The sequence below is a fragment of the Salinibaculum salinum genome (assembly GCF_037645885.1).
In the GTDB taxonomy this organism is placed as follows: domain Archaea; phylum Halobacteriota; class Halobacteria; order Halobacteriales; family Haloarculaceae; genus Salinibaculum; species Salinibaculum salinum.
Map to the genome: position 1 here is coordinate 1 of NZ_JBBENW010000007.1, position 18,752 is coordinate 18,752.

Genomic DNA, 18,752 nt, shown 5'->3' on the forward strand with positions numbered 1-18,752 from the left:
ACATTGCGCAGATGACAACGACTCAAACTCGTCGAACACGTGCGTGCACGACAAGAAGTCCGTAATCGGCATCATCCGTGTTCGCTACCGCCTACGTCACGCTCCTACTTCAACGTTCAAAGCTGAGTCCGGATTAAACCGGCTAAACGGTGGGTCGATGGGGTTGTGCTGTTTCGAGACGTTCGCTTCGCTCCCACGGCGATGCCGTTCGAGCGTTCGGCGGCCTCACCGCGTTCGGCCGCCCGCTCCCCGCTCGTATGTTCGAGGTGCTCGCTTCGCTCGCACCTCGCTATCCACGCAGTCTTTTCATACCCGGCGCACGTACTGCAAACTATGGAACACGAGGCAACGGTCGAGGGCGTCGGCGTCGGGGTCAGCGACGAGGGCCCCGGCGCGCCGGTGGTCGTCTTACAGGCCCGCGAGGAACTCATCCCTATCTTCATCAGCTCCGACCAGGCGCAGTCGATGCAACTCGCTCTGGAGGGGGAACCGTTCGAACGGCCGCTGACCCACGATCTCTTCGTCGAGATGGTTGCGGAGTTCGGTGCGGCCATCGACCGCATCCGAATCGATGACCTGGCGGACGGTACCTTCTACGCCAAAGTTGACACCGAGCAGTACCACGGCGGCGAGCGCAAACAGGCCGTCTTCGACGCTCGCCCCTCGGATGGCATCGCGCTCGCGCTCCGCGTCGACTGCCCCATCATCGTCTCCGACGAGGTTGTCGACGAGGCCGGCCGCCCCCCAGAGGCGTTCGAGACTGATGACCCGGATGTCGATGACGACCCCGAATTTGGCGACCCGTTCTGATGAGCTACGACGCACTCTTGCTCGACCACGACGGCGTCATCGTCACGCTCGGCGATCGGACCGCGCTCTCCGCCGCTGCTCACGACGCACTCGAAACTGCCGGCGTTGCCGACCCTGCCCCCGATGCCGTCGACACGCTCTCGGTTGCCGTCTCCCCCGCTGAACTCGATGCGGTGAGTGACCGCTACAACCTCGACCCCGACGACCTCTGGCGCGCCCGCGACGACGGCGTCCGCGATGCACTGCTCGCCGAGACGAGGGCTGGCCGGAAGGCACCGTACGGCGACGTAGACACACTCGCGGACCTCCCTCTCCCCACCGGCATCGTCAGCAACAACCAGGCCCGAATCGTGGAATTCGTTCTCGACCACTACGACCTCGCACACCACTTCGGGACAGTCCACGCTCGCGCGCCCGAGCGGTCGAGTCTCGCTCGCAAGAAGCCCCGACCGACGTACCTGGAGGAAGCAATGGCCGACCTCGCCGTCGGGAATCCGCTCTATGTCGGCGACAGCGAGAGCGATATCGAAGCCGGCCAGCGCGCCGGGCTGGACGTGGCCTTCCTCCGCCGCGACCACAACGCCGACCAGACCCTTGACTTGACGCCCGACTACGAGGTGGCTGGGCTGGACGAGGTGGTCGAGATTCTGGAGCGCGAGAGTCCGAAACTGCAGTAGATTGCTGAGCGCTGGCAGTAATTTGCGGTGGCCGGGCGCACGTGTTCGCACTTGCGAACCGTGCGTCCACGGGGGAGGGCAGGCCTGCCGCTGCTGTGCGGTTGCGGTAGGATCTACGACAGCACCTCCGAGCGCTCTACCGAGCGCGAGGAGCCTTTTCCCCAAGTTTTTGTGAGTAGCGAGGGAGCGAAGCTCCCTCGTACCATGCGAACGGGCACTGCGTGCCCGTGAGCAGAGAGGGGTGCGCCCGCGCCGAAGGCGCGGTGCGACACCCGACGAAACAAAAAGTGGTGGCTAGTCGTCCGCAATCACGCTCTCGTCGCTCTTCGCGACGAGCCTGTCCATCGCGTCGACCATCGCTTCCACCGACGCACGGGTGATGTCCGAATCACTCGCCGTGACGGTAACGTGGTCGTCGCCGCGGGACATCTCGATTTCGACGGTGACGATGGCGTCCGTGCCACCGGTGATGGCGTCGACGTGGTAGGATTCGAGCGACGCGTCCGCGGAGTGACTGAGCGCAGCCTCGGCGGCGTTCATCGCGGCATCGACCGGCCCGGAGCCGGTCGCGGCCTGCTCGCGCTCCTCGTCCTCGACGGAGAGGCGAACGCTCGCGGTCGGCGGCGTGACCCCCGAGACGGCGGTCAGATCGAGCAGTTCGACGCGGCGCTCGCGGTCCCGACCCTCTATCTCCTCGGCGATGGTGAGGAGGTCGGCGTCGGTGACGCGCTTGCCGCGGTCGCCGATGGTCTTGACGCGCTCGACGACCTTGTCGATCTGGTCGCTGTCGAGGTCGAAGTCGTGTTCGTCGAGAGCCGCTTTTACACCGGCGCGGCCGGCGTGTTTGCCAAGCGCCAGACGGCGCTCGCGGCCCACCTTCTCGGGCGGGTACGGCTCGTACATCGCGTCGTCCTTGAGCGTCCCGTCGGTGTGGATACCCGACTCGTGGGTGAAGGCGTTCTCACCGACGACAGCCTTGTTCGGGGCCAGCGGGATGCCCGTGAGCTTGGCGATGAGCTGTGCGAGATCGTGGACCTCGGTGAGGTTCATCGTCTCGATGCCGTAGCCGTGGTCGAGCGCGATGGCGACCTCTTCGAGCGCGACGTTGCCGGCGCGCTCGCCGATGCCGTTGATGGTGCCGTGGACGAGGTCCGCACCCGCCGCGACCGAGACGAGGGCGTTCGTGACCGCCAGCCCGAGGTCGTCGTGGGTGTGGGTGCTCGTCGGTCCCAACTCTGTGAGCGTCGAGACGATTTCGAGCGTGCGGTCGGGCGTCGCGTGGCCGACGGTGTCGGCATAGCAGACCCGGTCCGCACCGGCATCGAGCGAGGCACCCATCAGCTCTTCGAGGTAGTCGATGTCGGCCCGGGAGCCGTCCTCGCCGATGACCTCGACCCAGAGGTCGTGGTCTTTCGCGTACTCGACGAGTTCGGCGGTCGTCTGGACGTTCTCCTCGTGGGTCGTGCCGACCTTCTCGGTGACGTGCTTGTCACTCGCGGGGACGACGAGGTTGATGCCGTCCACGTCGCAGTCCATCGCGAGGTCGATGTCGCGCCGGATGCCACGACAGAAGCTCGTCACTGTCGCATCGAGGTCCAGGTCGGTGACGCGACTGATCGTCTCGCGCTCGCCCGGCCCGGTGCAGGCGCTGCCTGCCTCGATGACATCGATGGCTGCGTCGTCGAGACCGCGCGCGATGCGTGCTTTCTCGTCGGGCGTCAGCGAGACACCTGGCGCTTGCTCGCCGTCACGCAGCGTGGTATCGAGGAACTGTACGTCGCCAGCGTCAGAGAGGGGGGTAGTTTCGGGGTGGCCCCCGAATAAATCGATCACTGGTCATGTGTACCATACTGTGTCCTCCGGTCGTGGAGCGTTATAAGTTTGCCCTTTGCTGGTTTTCGGCCACCGCGTGGCTCACTTGTCGGGGTCGTCGACTCCCTCTACTCGGACGGTATCACCCGGGTTGACACCGTCTGCGGCACCCGCCGGGAGTTCGATGATACGGTCGGCCTTGGCGACGCCGATACCGGTCCACGGCGAGAGTCGAGCGGTCTCGACGACGCGGTCGCCGTCAAGCCACAGTACGTCGATGGGAAAACGCATGAACAGCATGTGGACGAACTGACGTGGGGGGCCGCTGGTGAGCGAGAACAGGCCGCCGTCCCCCCCGACTTCCATCACGAGCGCGAAGTCGTCGGGAATCGAGGAGCGAAACATCAGCCCCTTCGCCTGGGAGAGCGTCGAGTCCGCCAGTTCGACGGTGCTGGCCAGTGTCCGGTCGGTCGGCGTCTCGTCGCTGCCGAGAACCTCGTCTTGCCGGTGGACGACGCGCATATCCGCACCTCACGGGGTCGGCCAAAAACGTTTGTGTCAGCGAGCGACTGTTCGGTCAGTCCTGTGGCTGGGCAACCCGTGCCGGGGAATCGCTGGCCGGTCCGGCGGCAGCCACGTCGCCAACAGTAAACGCGGCGAGTCGGGTCTGGAGGTCGTTAGACCGGTCGGACAGCGAGCCGACGTTGGCGGTCACTTCTGAGATGGTCGCGGTCTGTTCCTGGGCGGCGGCGGCGACGCTCTCGGCCTCTGCGGTCGTCTCCTCGCTGATAGAGGCCACCTCGTCGACCATCTGGACGACGTCCTGGGTGGTTTGGGCCTGTTCGTCGGTCGCGTTGCTGATCTCCTGGACGGTGGCGTTGACGTTGTCGACGACGTCGACGATGTCTTCGAAGTCACCCAGCGTCGACTCGATGGTTGTGACGCTGTCGCTGACCTGCTGGTCCATCTTCTGTACGTCCGAGACTGTTTCGCGGGATTCGGCCTGAATCTCCTCGATACGGTCGGAAATTTCCTCGGCGGATTCGCGGGTCTCCTCGGCCAGTCCCTTGATTTCGTCTGCGACGACGGCGAATCCGTCACCGGTGCCGTCGGCACCGCCACCGGCGCGTGCGGCTTCGATGGAGGCGTTCAGCGCCAGCATGTTCGTCTCCTCTGCGATGTCGTTGATGAAGGAGACGATTTCGTCGATTTCGCCGATCTGGTCGACCAGTTCCTCGACTGCTGTCGCCGTCTCGTCGATGCCGGCTTCGAGTTCGTCGAGTTCCCCGATAGCCTCTCTGGCGGCTTCACGGCCGGAGCGGCCACGGTCTGCGGCGTCCTGTGAGGTCTGGGCGACTTCGTCGGCGGAAGCCGCGATTTCTTCGACGGTCGCCGAGAGGGTGTTCATCTCCTCGGCGACGACCTGGAGTTGTTCGGTCTGCTCGGCGGCACCGTCGGATATTTCCTGCACTGAACGGGCGACCTCGTCGCTCGCGTTGTCGACTTCCGTCATGCTCGTCGCCACCTCGTCGCTGGCACCGGACACCTCGTCGGCGAACGACTGCACGTCGCCGATAGTGCCCGCGAGCGTCCCCACGAGGTCGTTGTAGTTCTCGATGACTTCCCGGTACATCTCCTCGTCAGTGGCGACGTCCTCGTCGTCGATCATCGCGGTGAGGTCGCCGTCCTGTGCGCGCTGAGCCGCCGTGCCGAACTCCTCGACGAGGTCTTGCAACCGGGCCGAGCGCGCTTCGAGCTGGTCTGTCATCGTCTGCAGCTCGTTCGTGTAATCTTCGAGACTCGCGGCCATCAGCTTCAGCGACTCTCCGAACGACCCGGGCACTTCCTTGTCGAGTACGGGGTCATCGAAGTCCTGCTGGGCGAGCGCCGACGCCTGCTCGGAGACAGTCGTCAGGTACGTCCCCATGTCGGCGAAGGCGTTGGTGAGGCTCCCGATTTCGTCCGGCTGGTCCGAGCGCTCGATATCCGTCTCTACTTCGCCGGCTGCGATGTCGTGTGCACGCGCTTCGAGTCGCTGTATCGGGTCGACGAAATCACGGCGCACGATCAGGAGCGTGTTGACGAACGCGGTGATTGCTGCGAGAAAGAGCGCACCGGCGAGCGCGTACCAGAGCAGTCCAGAGACGACGAACGGCAGGACGACCTGTGCGAGAGAGACGAGAAACTGGATGGCGACCGCGGCGACGACTTTCCGCTCGATGGATTCGTTGATACCGAACGCGTCCATCGACTGCCACAGCAGCGATTCGTATCTGTCCCGTATTCTGTGTGCGATTCGCGCTGACATATCTGAAAACATAGCCGTTCCCCTAAATAACACGGCCCTCTTTTTTTATATACTGGGAACGCTAGACCCCATTTAAATACAAATCCGTGTATTTCTCACGTGGAAGCGGTCTCCAACGTCCGCTTCCGCTGCCGTCACAGTTGTCGGGCGGCGGTCGGTACGATCTCGATCCGCTCCCAGCAGCAACCCCACACCAACCCATCCCACCCCACCACGCCCGACACCATCTCATCCGTTCAACCACCAACGAATGAATCGAGCGACGACCGTCTCACGACTCAGACGCAAGCCAAGCGCTGTCGTTCCCGCGATAGTCAGTTCGCTCATTCTGCTCGTGACTGCCCCCCACCTCCCGTCACAGTCCGAACCGTCTTCCGGTGCTCTGGTCGGCGTCGGTGTTCTCGCCGTCGTCTGTATCCCGCTCATTCTCGGCAGTGGCTGGCTGGTCGGCTCGTCGTTCGATGCCGACGAGGTTCACCGGGTCGTCCTCTGGGCGCTCGCCGGGGCGATTCCGATAACGTTGCTCGCCACTGTCGTCGTCTTCTACCAACATACTCACGGCGTCACGCTCGCACACCCGCTGATCGTGACGAGCTGGGTCGCCGGCGTCGGAACCATCGGCGGCTTTCTGACCGGGTTATACGATGTCCGCCGCATCCGTCGGCACGAGAGCTACGAACGGACCTCGACACGACTGCGAGCGCTCATCGAGGCCTCGCCGGTTGCCATTATCGCCCTCGACAGCGACGGAATCGTCACCGATTGGAGCCGGGCCGCCACGGAGGTGTTCGGCTGGAAGCGCGAGGAGGTGATCGGCGAGTACTATCCGCTCGTCCCCGAGTACAAGCAGGCAGAGTTCGCCGACCACCTCCGTCGGGTCAACGACGGTGAGACGCTCTCCGGTGTCGAGACCGAACGCCTGCGGAAAGATGGTGGACTCGTCGAGGTCAGTCTCTGGTCGTCGCCGGTCGGACAGCAGGAGACGATCGACGAACACATCATCGCGCTCACGGACATCACCGAACGCAAGGCAAAACAGCGGGAGCTGAAACTGCTCAGTCGGGCCATCGAACAGGCCGACGATGCAGTCCTCATCACTGACGACGACGGGACTATCGAATACGTCAACGATGCGTTCACCGAGATGTTCGGCTACGAACGCACGGCCGTCCTGGGACGGACACCTCGGCTGCTCAAATCCGGCGAACACGGCGAGTCGTTCTACCGCGAACTCTGGAACACGATTATCGACGGCGAGGTCTTCCAGTCGGAGATAACGAACCGGCGGGCGAACGGGGAACTGTTCGACGTCGAACTCACGATTGCGCCCGTCGAAGACGACGGCGAAGTGACCCACTACGTCGCAATCGAGCGCGACGTGACCGAACGAAAACGCGACAGTCAGCGTCTCGAAGTACTCAATCGAGTCCTTCGCCACAACGTCCGCAACGCGATGACTGTTGTCGATGGCAACGCCCGCCGCATCGGTGAGCAGTGTGACGACACTGATGTCCAGATGCTCGTCGAGACCATCACGTCGCGTGCCGGGGACCTCCGCTCGGCCGTCGAGAAAGCCCGGACTGTCGAGCACGCTATCGCCAGCGACCGGACCACGACCCTCGACGCTCATACCCTGCTCACGACTGTTCGCGATACGTCTTGCGACGCGGACGCGACTGTCACTGTCAACGCGCCAGACGACCTGTGGATTGTCGGCAATCACACGCTCGAAGCGGCCGTCGAAGAGGCTGTCGACAACGCCGTCGAACACTGCGAATCAGACTCGACAGTCAGACTCGAGGCCACACCGCGGTCCGACGACCGGGTCGCTATCACTGTTTCGGACGACGGCCCCGGCATTCCCGACCACGAGCGGCAGGTTCTCGAAGCCGGTGAGGAGTCCGACCTCCACCACGGAAGCGGACTCGGACTCTGGGTCATGCAGTGGATCGTCACCAGCCTCGGCGGCGACGTGGCGATTACAAACGGCGACGACGGGGGAGCCGTGGTCACGTTCACACTCCCCCGGGCAGACCATCCCGATCACTCACAGCCACGACATCGATTGTCCTGACTCGGCAGTCCGCGGCCGACGAGCGTCGGACTGAAGGTGGCCTTGCCCTATTCTGTCGTATGGAGAAGACCGACGCTGGAACGTCGGTGGGCGTCGACGACCCCTACGACTACGTCGACCGCTGTGACCACCTCACTGACGACGGTCGTTGCCGATATGCGGTTGAGCAGGGCGAGCGCGACCCTACCTTCGCCGACGAGCGCAGCCAGGAGGGGTTTCGCTGTCCCGTCGCCGGCAAGACCGACGAGGAAGGTCTGACTGGGCCGTGGGCGTGGACCGACTGTCCGCACTTCCGATGTCGAACGCACGACCGTGAGTGTGTCCGCTGTGGGCTCGAAGAAATCCGGCTGGCTCACGACGACGACCGCCCGCTGCTGGAGGAACACCACCTCTCGTATGCCGTCGGGTCGAGTGTCGGTGAGGGACACCCCAGTCACGAGATTACGGTGTATCTCTGTCGGTGGTGTCACGCCAAGGTCCACGACTCGTGGGCGCGCATCGACGACGACGCCAACCCCGACCCCGAGGCCATCGCCGAACGGGAGGGACGGCGGACGCGAGAGCAGGACGAACTGGGGTTCTCGTCCGCTCGTGAGCGCTACGACGACGGTTGACGGACGCACTATTTTGGCTCCGGGCGTCGAAGACGAGCGCATGGAACCAGACCTCGACCGCTTCGATTCGCGCCGCCCGACGGTGTACGCCCCGGAAGGTATCGTCGCGACCAGCCAGCCACTCGCCGCCGAAGCCGGCAAAGAGATACTTCGTGACGGCGGGAATGCCTTCGATGCCGCCGTCGCGACTGCAGCCGCACTGAACGTCGTCGAACCGACGAGCACCGGACTCGGTGGTGACGTGTTCGCCTGCTACCGCACCGCCGACGGCGACGTGGGCGCGATGCGCTCGTGCGGCCACGCACCCGCCGGTGCGACACGCGAGCGCGTTCGCAACGCAGTTGCGGGTCCCGACACCGACCCCGAAGACGCCGAGATACCCGAGTACGGCCCCCACGCGGTGACCGTCCCCGGCACCGCTCGGGGCTGGGAGGCGACCGTCGAAGAACTCGGTCGGCGCACGCTCGCCGACGTACTGCAACCGGCTATCCGCTATGCGACCGAGGGATACCCGGTCACCGAGGTAGTGGCCGCACAGTGGGAACACGCCGAGGACCTCTTTACCGACGACCACGCACGCGAGGCGTATCTCTTCGACGGCGCATCCCCCCGCGTCGGCCAGACTGTCCGTCTGCCGAACCTCGGTGCCAGCCTCCAGCGCATTGCTGACGAGGGTGCCGACGTGGTCTACGAGGGCGAGATTGCTGAGGCCATCGCCGCAGAGATACAGGAACAGGGCGGATTCATGACCACCGACGACCTCGCGGACTTCGAGGTGGAGTGGCCCGACCCGCTGTCGACGTCCTACGGCGGCGTCGAGGTGTTCGAACTCGGCCCGAACAACCAGGGCCAGATTGCGCTGGAGGCGCTCAACATCGCCGCCGAAATCGGCGCTGGCGACCACCCCTACGACTCCCCCGACCGGGTCCACGCCTTCGCCGAGGCGATGAAACTCGCCTTCCACGACGGCCACTACCACGTCACCGACCCAGAGTTCGAGGCTGTGCCGCCGCTGCACGAGAAATCCTACGCACACGAGCGCGCGTCTGTCATCGGTGCAGAACCGCTGTCCGATGTCGCGGTCGGGGCGCCCGACGCAACTGGGGAGGACGCAGACACTGTCTTGCTGACTGTCGCCGACAGCGCGGGTAACGTCGTCTCCTACATCAACTCCCGATTCATGGGTTTCGGAAGCGGACTCGTGGCCGGTGACACCGGGATTGCACTCCAGAACCGAGGCGCCTCGTTCTCACTCGACGACGACCACCCGAACCGACTCGAACCCGGCAAGCGACCCTTCCACACGCTCGTCCCGGCTCTCGCCAGATTCGATGCCGATGACTGGGCAGCCTTCGGCGTCATGGGTGGCTACATGCAACCACAGGGCCACGTCCAGGTACTCGCGAACGTCGTCGACTACGATATGGGGTTGCAGGCCGCCCTCGACGCGCCGCGCTGGCGCTACCGCGAGGACGGAACGCTCGCCGTCGAGGAGCGTCTGCCCGATGGCGTCGCCTCGAAACTCGCACGGCGAGGCCACGACGTGCGTGTCGAACCACCGAGTCAGTTCGGCGGCGCACAGATTGCACGCTGGCAAGACGGGACGCTCTCTGCTGGAACCGAACCCCGGAAGGACGGCCACGTCGCGCCGTACTGACGCTGGTGGTCGCTGCGTCGCCGCCGGCCCGAGCCAGTTCCGGGGAGCATATACGCCACCCTCGCATACGCGTCGGCAATGACTCGCATCGACGTCATCGACAACCACGGTCAGTTCACCCATCTGGAGCAGCGCGCGCTCCGGGACATGGGCGTGGATGTCGAAATCGTTGACAACGATACGCCACCGGAGGATATCGACGCTGACGGTCTCGTCCTCTCAGGTGGCCCAAGTATCGACCGCATCGGCAACTGTCCGGAGTATCTCGCCCTCGATATTCCGGTTTTCGGCATCTGTCTCGGGATGCAGATCATCGCCGACGAACTCGGCGGCCGCGTCGGGTCGGGCGAGTACGGTGGCTACGCCGACGTGACCGTCGAAATCACGGACGACACCGACCCGCTCGTCGGCTCGCTCGCACCTGAGACGCGCGTCTGGGCCAGCCACGCCGACGAAGTCAAAGAAGTTCCGTCCGGGTTCGAGCGCACTGCAAAGAGCGACGTGTGCAACATCGAAGCGATGAGCGATACCGACCGCGACCTCTACGGCGTTCAGTGGCATCCCGAAGTTGCTCACACCGAAGAGGGTGAGGAAGTCTTCGAGAACTTCCTGGCCCGCTGTGAAGACTGACGCTACCGCTGACCAGACCCGATTTGGGTGTGCTATTGTTCCACCCCGACCGGTACCTTGTCGTCCGATGGCAGGCGGCTCATTCAGAAGATACCTTTAACATCGTTCTGCTCCCGTAACGGAGTAATGACCGAGACGCAGGGCAACCTCGCCGGTCTGTCGCGGTTCATTTTCCGAACACCGGACTGGTACGCGAGCGTCGCGGTGTCGCTCGTACTGGCGGCCATCATCGGCTGGCTGGCATTCGACTCGGCGTTCCCGCTCGACGACGCCTGGCGAGGGGTGTTCTTCGTTGGCGTCCCGACCGTCGTCGCGGGCGTACTGACGCCGTCTCTCGACCGCGCACTCGGCGGGCAACTCACTCGCGACTCGTCAGCCCTGCTCGCGCTCGCCTGTGAGTTACTCGTGGTCGGGATCTTGCTCGCAGCCGAGATTCTCTCCGTCGGTCTCGGACTCACCCAGCAGTTCGTCCTCGACGCGCTACTTATTGCGCTCGCCGCTATCTTCGCGCTTCGGCTGCTGGTTCTCGTTGCCGTCTCCCGCCAGTCGCCACTGCAGGCTGTCGTCCCCGCGAGCGTCCAGACCGTCGCCGCCGCAGTCATGCTGTTCGTCTACAGCGGGTCGCTGCATTACTTCGAAGTCGGCGGAGGGCCACTCGTTCAGACGGTACTGGCCCGTCCCGAGCAGGCACCCATCGAACTCCAGAACAGCATCTACCCGTTCGACTTCGTCATGCTCGCGGTCATCTGTGTCGTCCACGCCGTTGCAGTGTGGGCGTTTCTGACAGCCATCGACCGTCCGTGGCGCTCCAGCCTCGGCGTCTCCGTCCTCGATTTCACGCGGGGGTTCATCGGTCACGTCGCCGAGGGGTCTCGCGAACTCGAAACGTTCTTCGAGGACATCGGCGAGGAGGCTATCGTCCCGGTCACCGTTCTCTCCTTTCGCCGGTCTGGTGGCGAGGAGAAAGCCCGCTTTGTCCTCCCGATGATTCACCCGGGGCCGATGGGTGAAATCGGCGGCGGCAACCTCCCGGTCCGTATCGCCGAGAACGCGGACGGGATGGCTTTCGCTCCGCACGCGACTGCCGGCCACGATTTCAACCTCGTCACCGAGCGAGAGGTCGACACCATCTGTGAGACTGCCGAGCGCGCCTACCAGCACATCGAGTACACCGATACCGCGAGTGCGGGTGTGCGCACGTCCGAAGGTGACGCGACGCTGACCGGCCACGCCTTTGGCGAGGACGCTCTCGCTGTCAACACCTTCGCCCCGACCTTCGCCGACGACGTGGCGTACGCCGTCGGCCTCTCCGCCGCTGCCGAGGCCCGGACCAGCGGCCTCGAGAACGTCCTCCTCGTCGACGCGCACAACTGCAACGACGGACTCGACGGAGACGACCTCGGACATATCGTCCCCGGGAGCCAGCGTTCGTTCGATCTCATGGCCGGGGCTGGTCGCCTCGGCGAGCGCCTCACTCGCGCAGACCAACATCCCGTCGGCCTCGGCATCGCTCACGACGAGACGCCGTGGGGCCCGGAAGACGGCATCGGCCCGCTGGGGATTCGCGTGGCTGTCGTCGAGAGCGACGGCCACCGGACGGCCTACGTGCTCGTCGACGGGAACAACATGGAACCGGGCCTGCGCGAGCGCATCGTCGAGGCCATCGACGGTGTCGACCTCGTCGAGGTGATGACCAGCGACACGCACATCGTCAACACCGTCGAGGCCGAAAACCAGGTCGGCCAGACACTCCCGGAGGCCGAACTCGTCGAGTGTATCGCCGGGCTGGTCGACGACGCCGTCGCGGACATCGAACCCGTCGAGGCCGGGATGGCAACCGAGACTGCAGAAGTGACCGTCTTCGGCAACGACCGCACGGAGACGCTCGCCAGCCACGCCAACGCGATGGTCTCGATGGGCGGGGCCCTCGCCATCGTCTTCGTCACCGCTGTCCTCTCTGTGAGTATCCTCATTTTCGCACTCGTCTCCGGCGGGCCGTGGTGAGTCGGTACTGCCGCTCTCGATTCGCTCTACTCTCTGATTCAAATCACCTGTGCGCCGCTCAACGATCTCACGTTGCTTGACCGTAGAAGCGCCGAGGAGGAGATTTGAACTCCTGAGTCCGTGAGGACAGTTGCTTTCGAGGCAACCGCCTTGGCCAGGCTAGGCTACCTCGGCTCATCTCTGGGTTCCTGCTGGTTATTGTTAGCCGTTTCGATTCGAGTGCTGGTTCTGCCGGCAACCACGAAGGAGGAATGCCCGACGTTCTCTTCGAGACGGCCGACCCCGAGATTCCGTCGTGGGTGCGGGCGGAGTTCGACCGACTCTCCGACCAGTCTGCACTTGCCTCCGAGTGCGCGTGATTTCAGCGGAGACGCGCTGGTGGATCGATACGAAACTGTCCCTCGAAGGAAACGAATCCGAGTGCCTGGGGCCCGACACCGAGCACGCGGAGCTGGTCGGCCCATGGGTGCTTACCCAGGTCCAGTGCGGGTCGACCACAGCCGAGCGCCGCGCCGCCTCGGCCGTCGACACGAGCGGGAACGTTCCGGACTGTTCCATCCCCGTCGGTGTAACTTCGCATGGAGAGGCCGACCGGCACCGTTCGCGGTCGCCGCGCGTCGAACGTGAGCACGCGCTGGCCGTCGACGGTGACGGTCGTTCGACGGTGTCTGCCCTCGTCGTCGAACGCGATGTCGCCGACGGTCTTGGGATACTGCCAGGGTTCACCGAGCGCTCGCGCCGGTTCGGTCGTCACCGGAAGTTGCCAGGTGTACCCACCCAGGTCGCCACCGATTGCTGACAGGGGCGTTGCGGTTCCAGTTCCGGGCACCGCCGGCAGGAAGACGCCGAACTCGTTGTAGGGGGACAGCTGGTTCCGGTCGATCCGGTGATACTCCACGCTGAGCAAGAGCACCGCCGTCCGTGCTGGTGTCAGCCTGATGGGTGCAAGTCCGTCTGGGAGCATCGGCCGTGCGGCGTCGACAGACGCGGTGAAGACGCCGCCGACCATCGTTGCCGTCGTCGAGAGTGGCAGCGTTACTTCGTGACCGCTCGACAGTTCGACCGTTCGCTCGGCGTTGTGACCGTCTCTCATCGTTCTCCGGTCACGAACTCGCTCACACGTCGGACGGTGACACTTGCCCGACCCATCACCCGGCGGATCGGATCCTGTATCCCAGCCGGCAGAAAGTGAGCCCAGCGAACGAACCGGGCGAAGCGACCGACCGGATAGCGTGCCTTCGGTGACGGCGCGGTCAGCGCGCCGACGACGGCTGCCGAAACCGTCTCGGGGTCGGTCGCGAGTGGGCCGCCGTCGAGCATCCACCCGTCTTCCAGCGCGGCGTAGGTCCCGTCGTAGTCGGCGGTTCGGTCCTCGCCGAGTTCTGTCCGTGCCGTCTCCGCGAAGTCGGTGTCGACCCACGCCGGTTCGACGAGCACCGCGTCGACGCCAGTTCCGTGCAACTCCATCCGGAGCGAATCGGTCAACGCTTCCAGTGCCGCTTTCCCGGCACAGTACGTCCCCATCCCGGGATACGCCGAATGACCGAGCACGCTGGAGACGTTGACGATACGACCCGTTCCGGCCGCGCGCATCGAGGGCAGGACGGCCCGGCAAAGTGTGGCGACGCCGTGGACGAGCACGTCGAACTGGCGGCGCGCCGCAGTTGGGTCGACATCTTCGACCGGACCCAGAACGGCGTAGCCGGCGTTGTTCACGAGCGCGTCGATCCGACGGGTCTCGGCGAGAATGTCGTCGACGACGCGCTGGCACTGCTCGGCGTCGGTCACGTCAAGTCGACGGCAGCGACAGCGCTCGCTCACGTCGTCGGGAAACGACGAGTCGATATCGGTGGCGTACACCTGCCAGTCCCGGTCAGCACACCCTCGGGCCACTGCCGCGCCGATGCCCGATGCGGCGCCCGTTACCAGAACGACCTGTTCCTCTCGGTCAGTCTCATCACTCGACTCTGCTCCAGTCCGAATTTTGGTGTCGGTTCTGTCTGCCATAGCGGCAGTCACTTCTCGGAGCGTCGTCCGGAGTTGGGTAGTACCTGACGGTCACTCGTCGAACTGCTTGTCCTGGCTGTCTCTCAGCCCGTGACCTCCACCGCCCGGTGTCTCGACCGTAACTGTCGTCCCGGCAGTCACGTCTTGCGTTACCTTCGAGGGTACTTCCTCGCCGCCGATACTGTTTCGACCACGATGGCCGTCCTCACCTCCATCGAACCCCCGGGGTGCGTGCCGGCGGCGTTCGGTCAACAGCGAGACGGTCGCGTCTGCCTCGACAGTTAGCGACCGAACGAGACCGTCCCCTCCCCGATAGCACCCGTCTCCACCGCTCCCGTCGCGCAGTTCGTAGCGTTCGACGCGAAGGGGGTACTCGGCTTCGAGCGCCTCGATCGGTGTGTTGAGCGTGTTCGTCATCCCGACCTGTACGCCCGAGAGGCCGTCGCTGTCGGGGTTAGCTCCGGCCCCGCCACCGATAGTCTCATAGTACGCGAACTCCCGATTTCCGATGATGAGGTTGTTCATGGTTCCCTGTCCCTGTGCCGGGACGCGGTCGGGCGCGGCCTCGGCGAGTGCGGCGAAGACCACGTCGGTCACGCGCTGACTCGTCTCGACGTTTCCGCCGGCGACTGCGGCCGGTGGGTCCGGATTCAGTACCGTTCCCGCAGGCGCGTGCACGGACACTGGCTCGTAACAGCCGTGATTGGGTGGTATTGTCGGGTCTGTCACCGACCGGACGACGAAGTACACCGCACTGGTCGCCACCGCCAGTGGCGCGTTGACGTTCCCCGACACCTGTGGCGCTGTCCCGGAAAAATCGACGTCGAGGTGCCCGCCGTCGACGGTGACCGACACCTCGATAGGGATGTCCGCTTCGGTCACGCCGTCCCCCTCCAGCACGTCACTCGCCGAGTACGTCCCGTTCGGAAGCGAGTCCAGTTCACGCTCGACTCGCTCGCGCGAGTAGTCGATGACGGCGTCGAACGCTGCGAGCAGTCTGTCGCCGTGGTCGGCGAGCAGTTCGCCGACGCGCTCGGCACCGCGCTCGTTGGCGGCCACCTGCGCGCGCAAGTCCGCCCGTCGCTCGCCGGGATTGCGCACGTTCGCCAGGAACAACTCCTCGACTGCGGTGTCGAGTTCTCCACCGCGAACGAGCGCGATGGGAGGCACACGAATCCCTTCCTGTTGTATCTCCGTTGCACCGGCTGGCATACTTCCGGGGGCCGACCCACCCACATCGGCGTGGTGAGCGCGTGAGACGGCGTATCCGATAATAATTCCTTCGTGAGTAATTGGGGAGACGAGCGTCACGTCCGGAAGGTGCGTGCCGCCCTGGAAGGGGTCGTTCAGGAGCCACACGTCGCCGGGCTGTGGCTTCTTTTCGAGGACGGCGTCGACGGCCTGTGGCATCGCACCGAGGTGGACGGGAATGTGTTCGGCCTGGGCGACCATCCGGCCCGAATCGTCGAACAGCGCCGTCGAGCAGTCCCGGCGCTCGGTGATGTTCGGCGAGTACGCACCGCGAATCAACACTTCGCCCATCTCCTCGGCGACGCTCTCTAGCTGGTTGCGGAGAATCTCCAGTTTGACTGCGTCGATGTCGTCACGCGGATCGCTCTCGGTTCCCGTCATCGCGTTGCCTCCATCGTGAGCGTTCCCCGTTCGTCGACGCTGGCTCGCCAGTCGGGCGGCAGGACGACGGTACTCTCGCCCCCCTCGAAAATCACCGGCCCAGCGACGTCAGTCCCCGGACTGAGTCGGTCTCGGTCGTAGATTGCCGTCTCTCGGCACACTCCATCGAAGTGCGCCTCGCGTGTTCCGGTCTGTGCATCAATAGAACCTTCGTGGGAAATATCCGGTGGCGTTCCCTCGATCGTCGAGGTCACGCGAAGGTTTATCAGTTCTATCGGTTCGTCGTCGAGGCGGTAGCCGCGCGTCTGTTCGTGGACCCGCCCGAATCGGTCGGCGACCGTCTCCGCGTCGAACGGGTCGGGAACCGAGACTGTGAGTTCGTGGCTCTGGCCGGCGTACCGGAGGTCTGCGCCGCGGCCGATAGTCGCTTCGTCGGGCGAGCTTGTTTCGGCCAGGACCGTCTCTGTCATTGCTGTGTACCTGTCTTCGATAGTTGAAATGTCTACGTCTGCCAACGCTGCTCGATGGGTCTGGATTTCGTCGTGGCGTTCGTCGGCGGCGAGCAGACCGAGCGCCGAGAGGACGCCGTTCGCTCGTGGCACGACGACCGTTCCGATATCGAGTCGGTCTGCGAGCGCAACAGCGTGCATCGGCCCGGCACCGCCGAAGGCGATGAGCGCGAACTCTCGTGGGTCGTGTCCCCGTTCGACCGTGACGCGTCGGATAGTTCGTGCCATCGTCGCGTTCGCAACCCGATAGATACCGCGGGCCACGTCCGTAATCGCTCCTAACTCCGCACCGTCTGTGATCTCTTCGAGTGCGTTTCGTGCTGCTGTCTCGTCGAGTGTAAGGCCATCACCCAGTTCGGTATCTGTCCCGAGATACCCCAGCGCCAGGTTCGCGTCGGTCACCGTCGGCTCCGTTCCACCTCTGCCGTAGCAGGCCGGTCCCGGTTCTGCACCGGCAGAACGGGGGCCGACCCGGAGTGCACCCCCGGCATCGACCCAGGCGACTGACCCGCCGCCTGCTCCCACCGTCTCGATGTCGACCATCGGCACCCTGACCGGGTGGTCGCCGACGTCCGCCTCAGTCGTCTCTTCGACCATCCCGTCCCGCACCAGACTCACGTCGCTGGAGGTGCCGCCCATGTCGAACGTAATGATTCCGTCGTGGGTTTCCGGATCGAACAGTGACGCGCCGACCACGCCTGCCGCCGGACCGGAGAGTGCTGTCGTCACCGCGTTGGTGCGGACCGTCGCCGCGTCTGCGATGCCGCCGTTGGACTGCATCACGCGCGGTGACGGGAGTCCGCGCTCGGTTGCCTTCCCTTCGAATCGGCCGAGATACCGGTCGATGACCGGTCGCACGTAGGCGTCGGCGACGGTCGTCGCCGTCCGCTCGTACTCGCGAAACGCCGCCAGCGTCTCGTGAGACGCGGCGACCGGGACGTCTGTCTGCTCGCGCAACCGCTCGGCAACCTCGCGCTCGTTCTCCGGGTGTGCGTACGCGTGCAGAAACGAGATGGCGACGCTTTCGGCGTCTGACTGCTCGACAACGTCGACGATTTCTTCGAGGGTCTCGGACGAAACTCCCTGCTCGATTCGGTCCGGCAGTGCGCGCTCGTCGACTTCGAACCGCCGCGCTGCCGGAACGAGCGGGTCGGGTTTGCGAGCCGAGTGGTCGTAGAGGTCCGGGCGGTCCTGGCGACCGATTTTGAGGACGTCACCGAAACCCGCGGTCGTCACGAGTGCGGTTCGCGCACCATCCTCTTCGAGGAGTGCGTTCGTGGCGACGGTCATCGCGTGGCGAAACTGGTCGACGTCGCTCGGGTCGACGCCCGCGTCCTCGCAGGCGGTTTCGATGCCGGCCAGGACGCCGTCGCTCTGGTCTGATTCGGTTGTCGGAACCTTGGCCGTCGTCACGCCGTCCTCGGTGATGAGGACGATGTCGGTGAAGGTCCCACCGACGTCGACGGCGAGGCGGACGCTCCGGTTCATACCGACGACACGGCTGGCGGCGGGATAAACGATAGCGATTTTCCGTGCGCGCCCGGCCGTGCGATCACCTCCCCTCGTAACTCGCGTCCGCTGACGTTTTGCCCGTGTTGAACGACAGCACCTTCGCGCGAATCACGTCCCCTTCAGTGACCGAGCTCGGTACGTCTTCGGTGAAGAGGACGAACCCCTCTACTTTCCCAACTGCGACGCGCTCACCGGAGTGGTGGTCGGTGAAATCGGTGATGCCGAACTCGTAGGTCTCCCCCAGTTCGACCGGTGGCTCTCGCTCCTGTGCCTGTTCGTGTGCTCGCTTTGACGCCGCGCGGTCCGATGACCCCCGTCGCCGGAGGAGAGCCACGATTGCCAGAATCCCGACCAGTGTCCCACCACCAGCAGCGACCAACAGTTCGTTCATACCGTTTTCTCGTGGGGGATATGCAAGAAACTTCCATATTGGAGAGTCTCGGCAGGTTCTCGAGTGAACCTGACACTGATATATTCTTTCGGTTTGTTTCACTGAACTTTAAGTC

The 18,752-nt window shown here is 64.7% G+C and carries 15 protein-coding genes and 1 tRNA gene; 7 read left to right on the forward strand and 9 right to left on the reverse strand.

From position 1 onward, the window contains the following. The first annotated feature begins 333 nt into the window (after window positions 1-333). Both WDJ60_RS08495 and WDJ60_RS08500 read left to right on the forward strand, forming a co-directional pair. Window positions 334-810: a bifunctional nuclease family protein gene (locus WDJ60_RS08495; protein WP_340099938.1), complete on the forward strand. Its 477-nt coding sequence runs from the start codon at window positions 334-336 to the stop codon at window positions 808-810. Beyond that, on the forward strand, window positions 810-1,487 hold the full coding sequence (locus WDJ60_RS08500; protein ID WP_340099939.1) for an HAD family hydrolase: 678 nt from the start codon (window positions 810-812) through the stop codon (window positions 1,485-1,487). Before WDJ60_RS08495 ends, WDJ60_RS08500 begins: the two co-directional genes overlap by 1 nt. 294 nt (window positions 1,488-1,781) lie before the next feature. On the opposite strand, the gene WDJ60_RS08505 is transcribed toward WDJ60_RS08500, so the two are convergent. From WDJ60_RS08505 to WDJ60_RS08515, 3 genes are all read right to left on the reverse strand, one after another. Then, window positions 1,782-3,320, reverse strand: a complete 1,539-nt coding sequence (locus WDJ60_RS08505) for a (R)-citramalate synthase (RefSeq protein WP_340099941.1) — start codon at window positions 3,318-3,320, stop codon at window positions 1,782-1,784. Between the two features lie 81 nt (window positions 3,321-3,401). Further along, window positions 3,402-3,821, reverse strand: coding sequence for a DUF192 domain-containing protein (locus WDJ60_RS08510; protein WP_340099943.1), 420 nt, complete (start codon window positions 3,819-3,821; stop codon window positions 3,402-3,404). A 55-nt stretch (window positions 3,822-3,876) separates the two neighbouring features. After that, window positions 3,877-5,547 (reverse strand): methyl-accepting chemotaxis protein, encoded by a 1,671-nt coding sequence (locus tag WDJ60_RS08515; protein ID WP_417750450.1) that lies wholly within the window; start codon window positions 5,545-5,547, stop codon window positions 3,877-3,879. 310 nt (window positions 5,548-5,857) lie between these two features. Between WDJ60_RS08515 and WDJ60_RS08520 the strand changes: the two genes are divergently transcribed. The 5 genes from WDJ60_RS08520 to WDJ60_RS08540 all read left to right on the forward strand — a co-directional run bounded on the left by WDJ60_RS08520 (window position 5,858) and on the right by WDJ60_RS08540 (window position 12,586). Then, window positions 5,858-7,681 carry a PAS domain S-box protein gene (locus WDJ60_RS08520; protein ID WP_340099945.1) on the forward strand — a complete coding sequence of 608 codons (1,824 nt, stop codon included), beginning with the start codon at window positions 5,858-5,860 and terminating at the stop codon, window positions 7,679-7,681. A gap of 59 nt (window positions 7,682-7,740) precedes the next feature. Beyond that, entirely contained in the window at window positions 7,741-8,295 is a 555-nt protein-coding gene (locus tag WDJ60_RS08525; protein WP_340099946.1) for a DUF7097 family protein, read from the forward strand. A gap of 40 nt (window positions 8,296-8,335) precedes the next feature. Then, window positions 8,336-9,952, forward strand: coding sequence for a gamma-glutamyltransferase (gene ggt, locus WDJ60_RS08530; RefSeq protein ID WP_340099947.1), 1,617 nt, complete (start codon window positions 8,336-8,338; stop codon window positions 9,950-9,952). Window positions 9,953-10,030: 78 nt separating this feature from the next. Next, window positions 10,031-10,582, forward strand: a complete 552-nt coding sequence (locus tag WDJ60_RS08535) for a GMP synthase subunit A (RefSeq protein ID WP_340099948.1) — start codon at window positions 10,031-10,033, stop codon at window positions 10,580-10,582. A gap of 126 nt (window positions 10,583-10,708) precedes the next feature. Further along, on the forward strand, window positions 10,709-12,586 hold the full coding sequence (locus WDJ60_RS08540) for a DUF2070 family protein (RefSeq protein ID WP_340099949.1): 1,878 nt from the start codon (window positions 10,709-10,711) through the stop codon (window positions 12,584-12,586). A gap of 89 nt (window positions 12,587-12,675) precedes the next feature. Here WDJ60_RS08540 and WDJ60_RS08545 read toward each other — a convergent pair. The 6 genes from WDJ60_RS08545 to WDJ60_RS08570 form a co-directional block, all read right to left on the reverse strand. After that, window positions 12,676-12,760: transfer RNA gene (locus tag WDJ60_RS08545), tRNA-Ser, on the reverse strand. Window positions 12,761-12,947: 187 nt separating this feature from the next. Further along, on the reverse strand, window positions 12,948-13,679 hold the full coding sequence (locus WDJ60_RS08550; RefSeq protein ID WP_340099950.1) for an acetoacetate decarboxylase family protein: 732 nt from the start codon (window positions 13,677-13,679) through the stop codon (window positions 12,948-12,950). Beyond that, the gene (locus WDJ60_RS08555; protein WP_340099951.1) at window positions 13,676-14,593 is read right to left on the reverse strand and encodes an SDR family oxidoreductase; all 918 of its coding nucleotides are present in this window, start codon (window positions 14,591-14,593) and stop codon (window positions 13,676-13,678) included. Before WDJ60_RS08555 ends, WDJ60_RS08550 begins: the two co-directional genes overlap by 4 nt. Before the next feature lie 51 nt (window positions 14,594-14,644). Further along, window positions 14,645-16,225: a hydantoinase B/oxoprolinase family protein gene (locus WDJ60_RS08560; RefSeq protein WP_340099952.1), complete on the reverse strand. Its 1,581-nt coding sequence runs from the start codon at window positions 16,223-16,225 to the stop codon at window positions 14,645-14,647. Further along, complete coding sequence (locus WDJ60_RS08565; RefSeq protein ID WP_340099953.1) at window positions 16,222-18,222, reverse strand: hydantoinase/oxoprolinase family protein; 2,001 nt, start codon at window positions 18,220-18,222, stop codon at window positions 16,222-16,224. The genes WDJ60_RS08560 and WDJ60_RS08565 overlap by 4 nt, the downstream gene beginning before the upstream one ends. A 64-nt stretch (window positions 18,223-18,286) precedes the next feature. Further along, window positions 18,287-18,637, reverse strand: a complete 351-nt coding sequence (locus WDJ60_RS08570) for a TRAM domain-containing protein (RefSeq protein WP_340099954.1) — start codon at window positions 18,635-18,637, stop codon at window positions 18,287-18,289. Window positions 18,638-18,752 lie beyond the last annotated feature (115 nt).

Coding starts and splice junctions, on each gene's coding strand:
- WDJ60_RS08560 (WP_340099952.1), bottom strand. CDS start 16,225: ATGACGGGAACCGAGAGCGATCCGCGTGACGACATCGACGCAGTCAAA.
- WDJ60_RS08525 (WP_340099946.1), top strand. CDS start 7,741: ATGGAGAAGACCGACGCTGGAACGTCGGTGGGCGTCGACGACCCCTAC.
- ggt (WP_340099947.1), top strand. CDS start 8,336: ATGGAACCAGACCTCGACCGCTTCGATTCGCGCCGCCCGACGGTGTAC.
- WDJ60_RS08495 (WP_340099938.1), top strand. CDS start 334: ATGGAACACGAGGCAACGGTCGAGGGCGTCGGCGTCGGGGTCAGCGAC.
- WDJ60_RS08535 (WP_340099948.1), top strand. CDS start 10,031: ATGACTCGCATCGACGTCATCGACAACCACGGTCAGTTCACCCATCTG.
- WDJ60_RS08555 (WP_340099951.1), bottom strand. CDS start 14,593: ATGGCAGACAGAACCGACACCAAAATTCGGACTGGAGCAGAGTCGAGT.
- WDJ60_RS08515 (WP_417750450.1), bottom strand. CDS start 5,547: ATGGACGCGTTCGGTATCAACGAATCCATCGAGCGGAAAGTCGTCGCC.
- WDJ60_RS08550 (WP_340099950.1), bottom strand. CDS start 13,679: ATGAGAGACGGTCACAACGCCGAGCGAACGGTCGAACTGTCGAGCGGT.
- WDJ60_RS08510 (WP_340099943.1), bottom strand. CDS start 3,821: ATGCGCGTCGTCCACCGGCAAGACGAGGTTCTCGGCAGCGACGAGACG.
- WDJ60_RS08565 (WP_340099953.1), bottom strand. CDS start 18,222: ATGAACCGGAGCGTCCGCCTCGCCGTCGACGTCGGTGGGACCTTCACC.
- WDJ60_RS08540 (WP_340099949.1), top strand. CDS start 10,709: ATGACCGAGACGCAGGGCAACCTCGCCGGTCTGTCGCGGTTCATTTTC.
- WDJ60_RS08570 (WP_340099954.1), bottom strand. CDS start 18,637: ATGAACGAACTGTTGGTCGCTGCTGGTGGTGGGACACTGGTCGGGATT.
- WDJ60_RS08520 (WP_340099945.1), top strand. CDS start 5,858: ATGAATCGAGCGACGACCGTCTCACGACTCAGACGCAAGCCAAGCGCT.
- WDJ60_RS08500 (WP_340099939.1), top strand. CDS start 810: ATGAGCTACGACGCACTCTTGCTCGACCACGACGGCGTCATCGTCACG.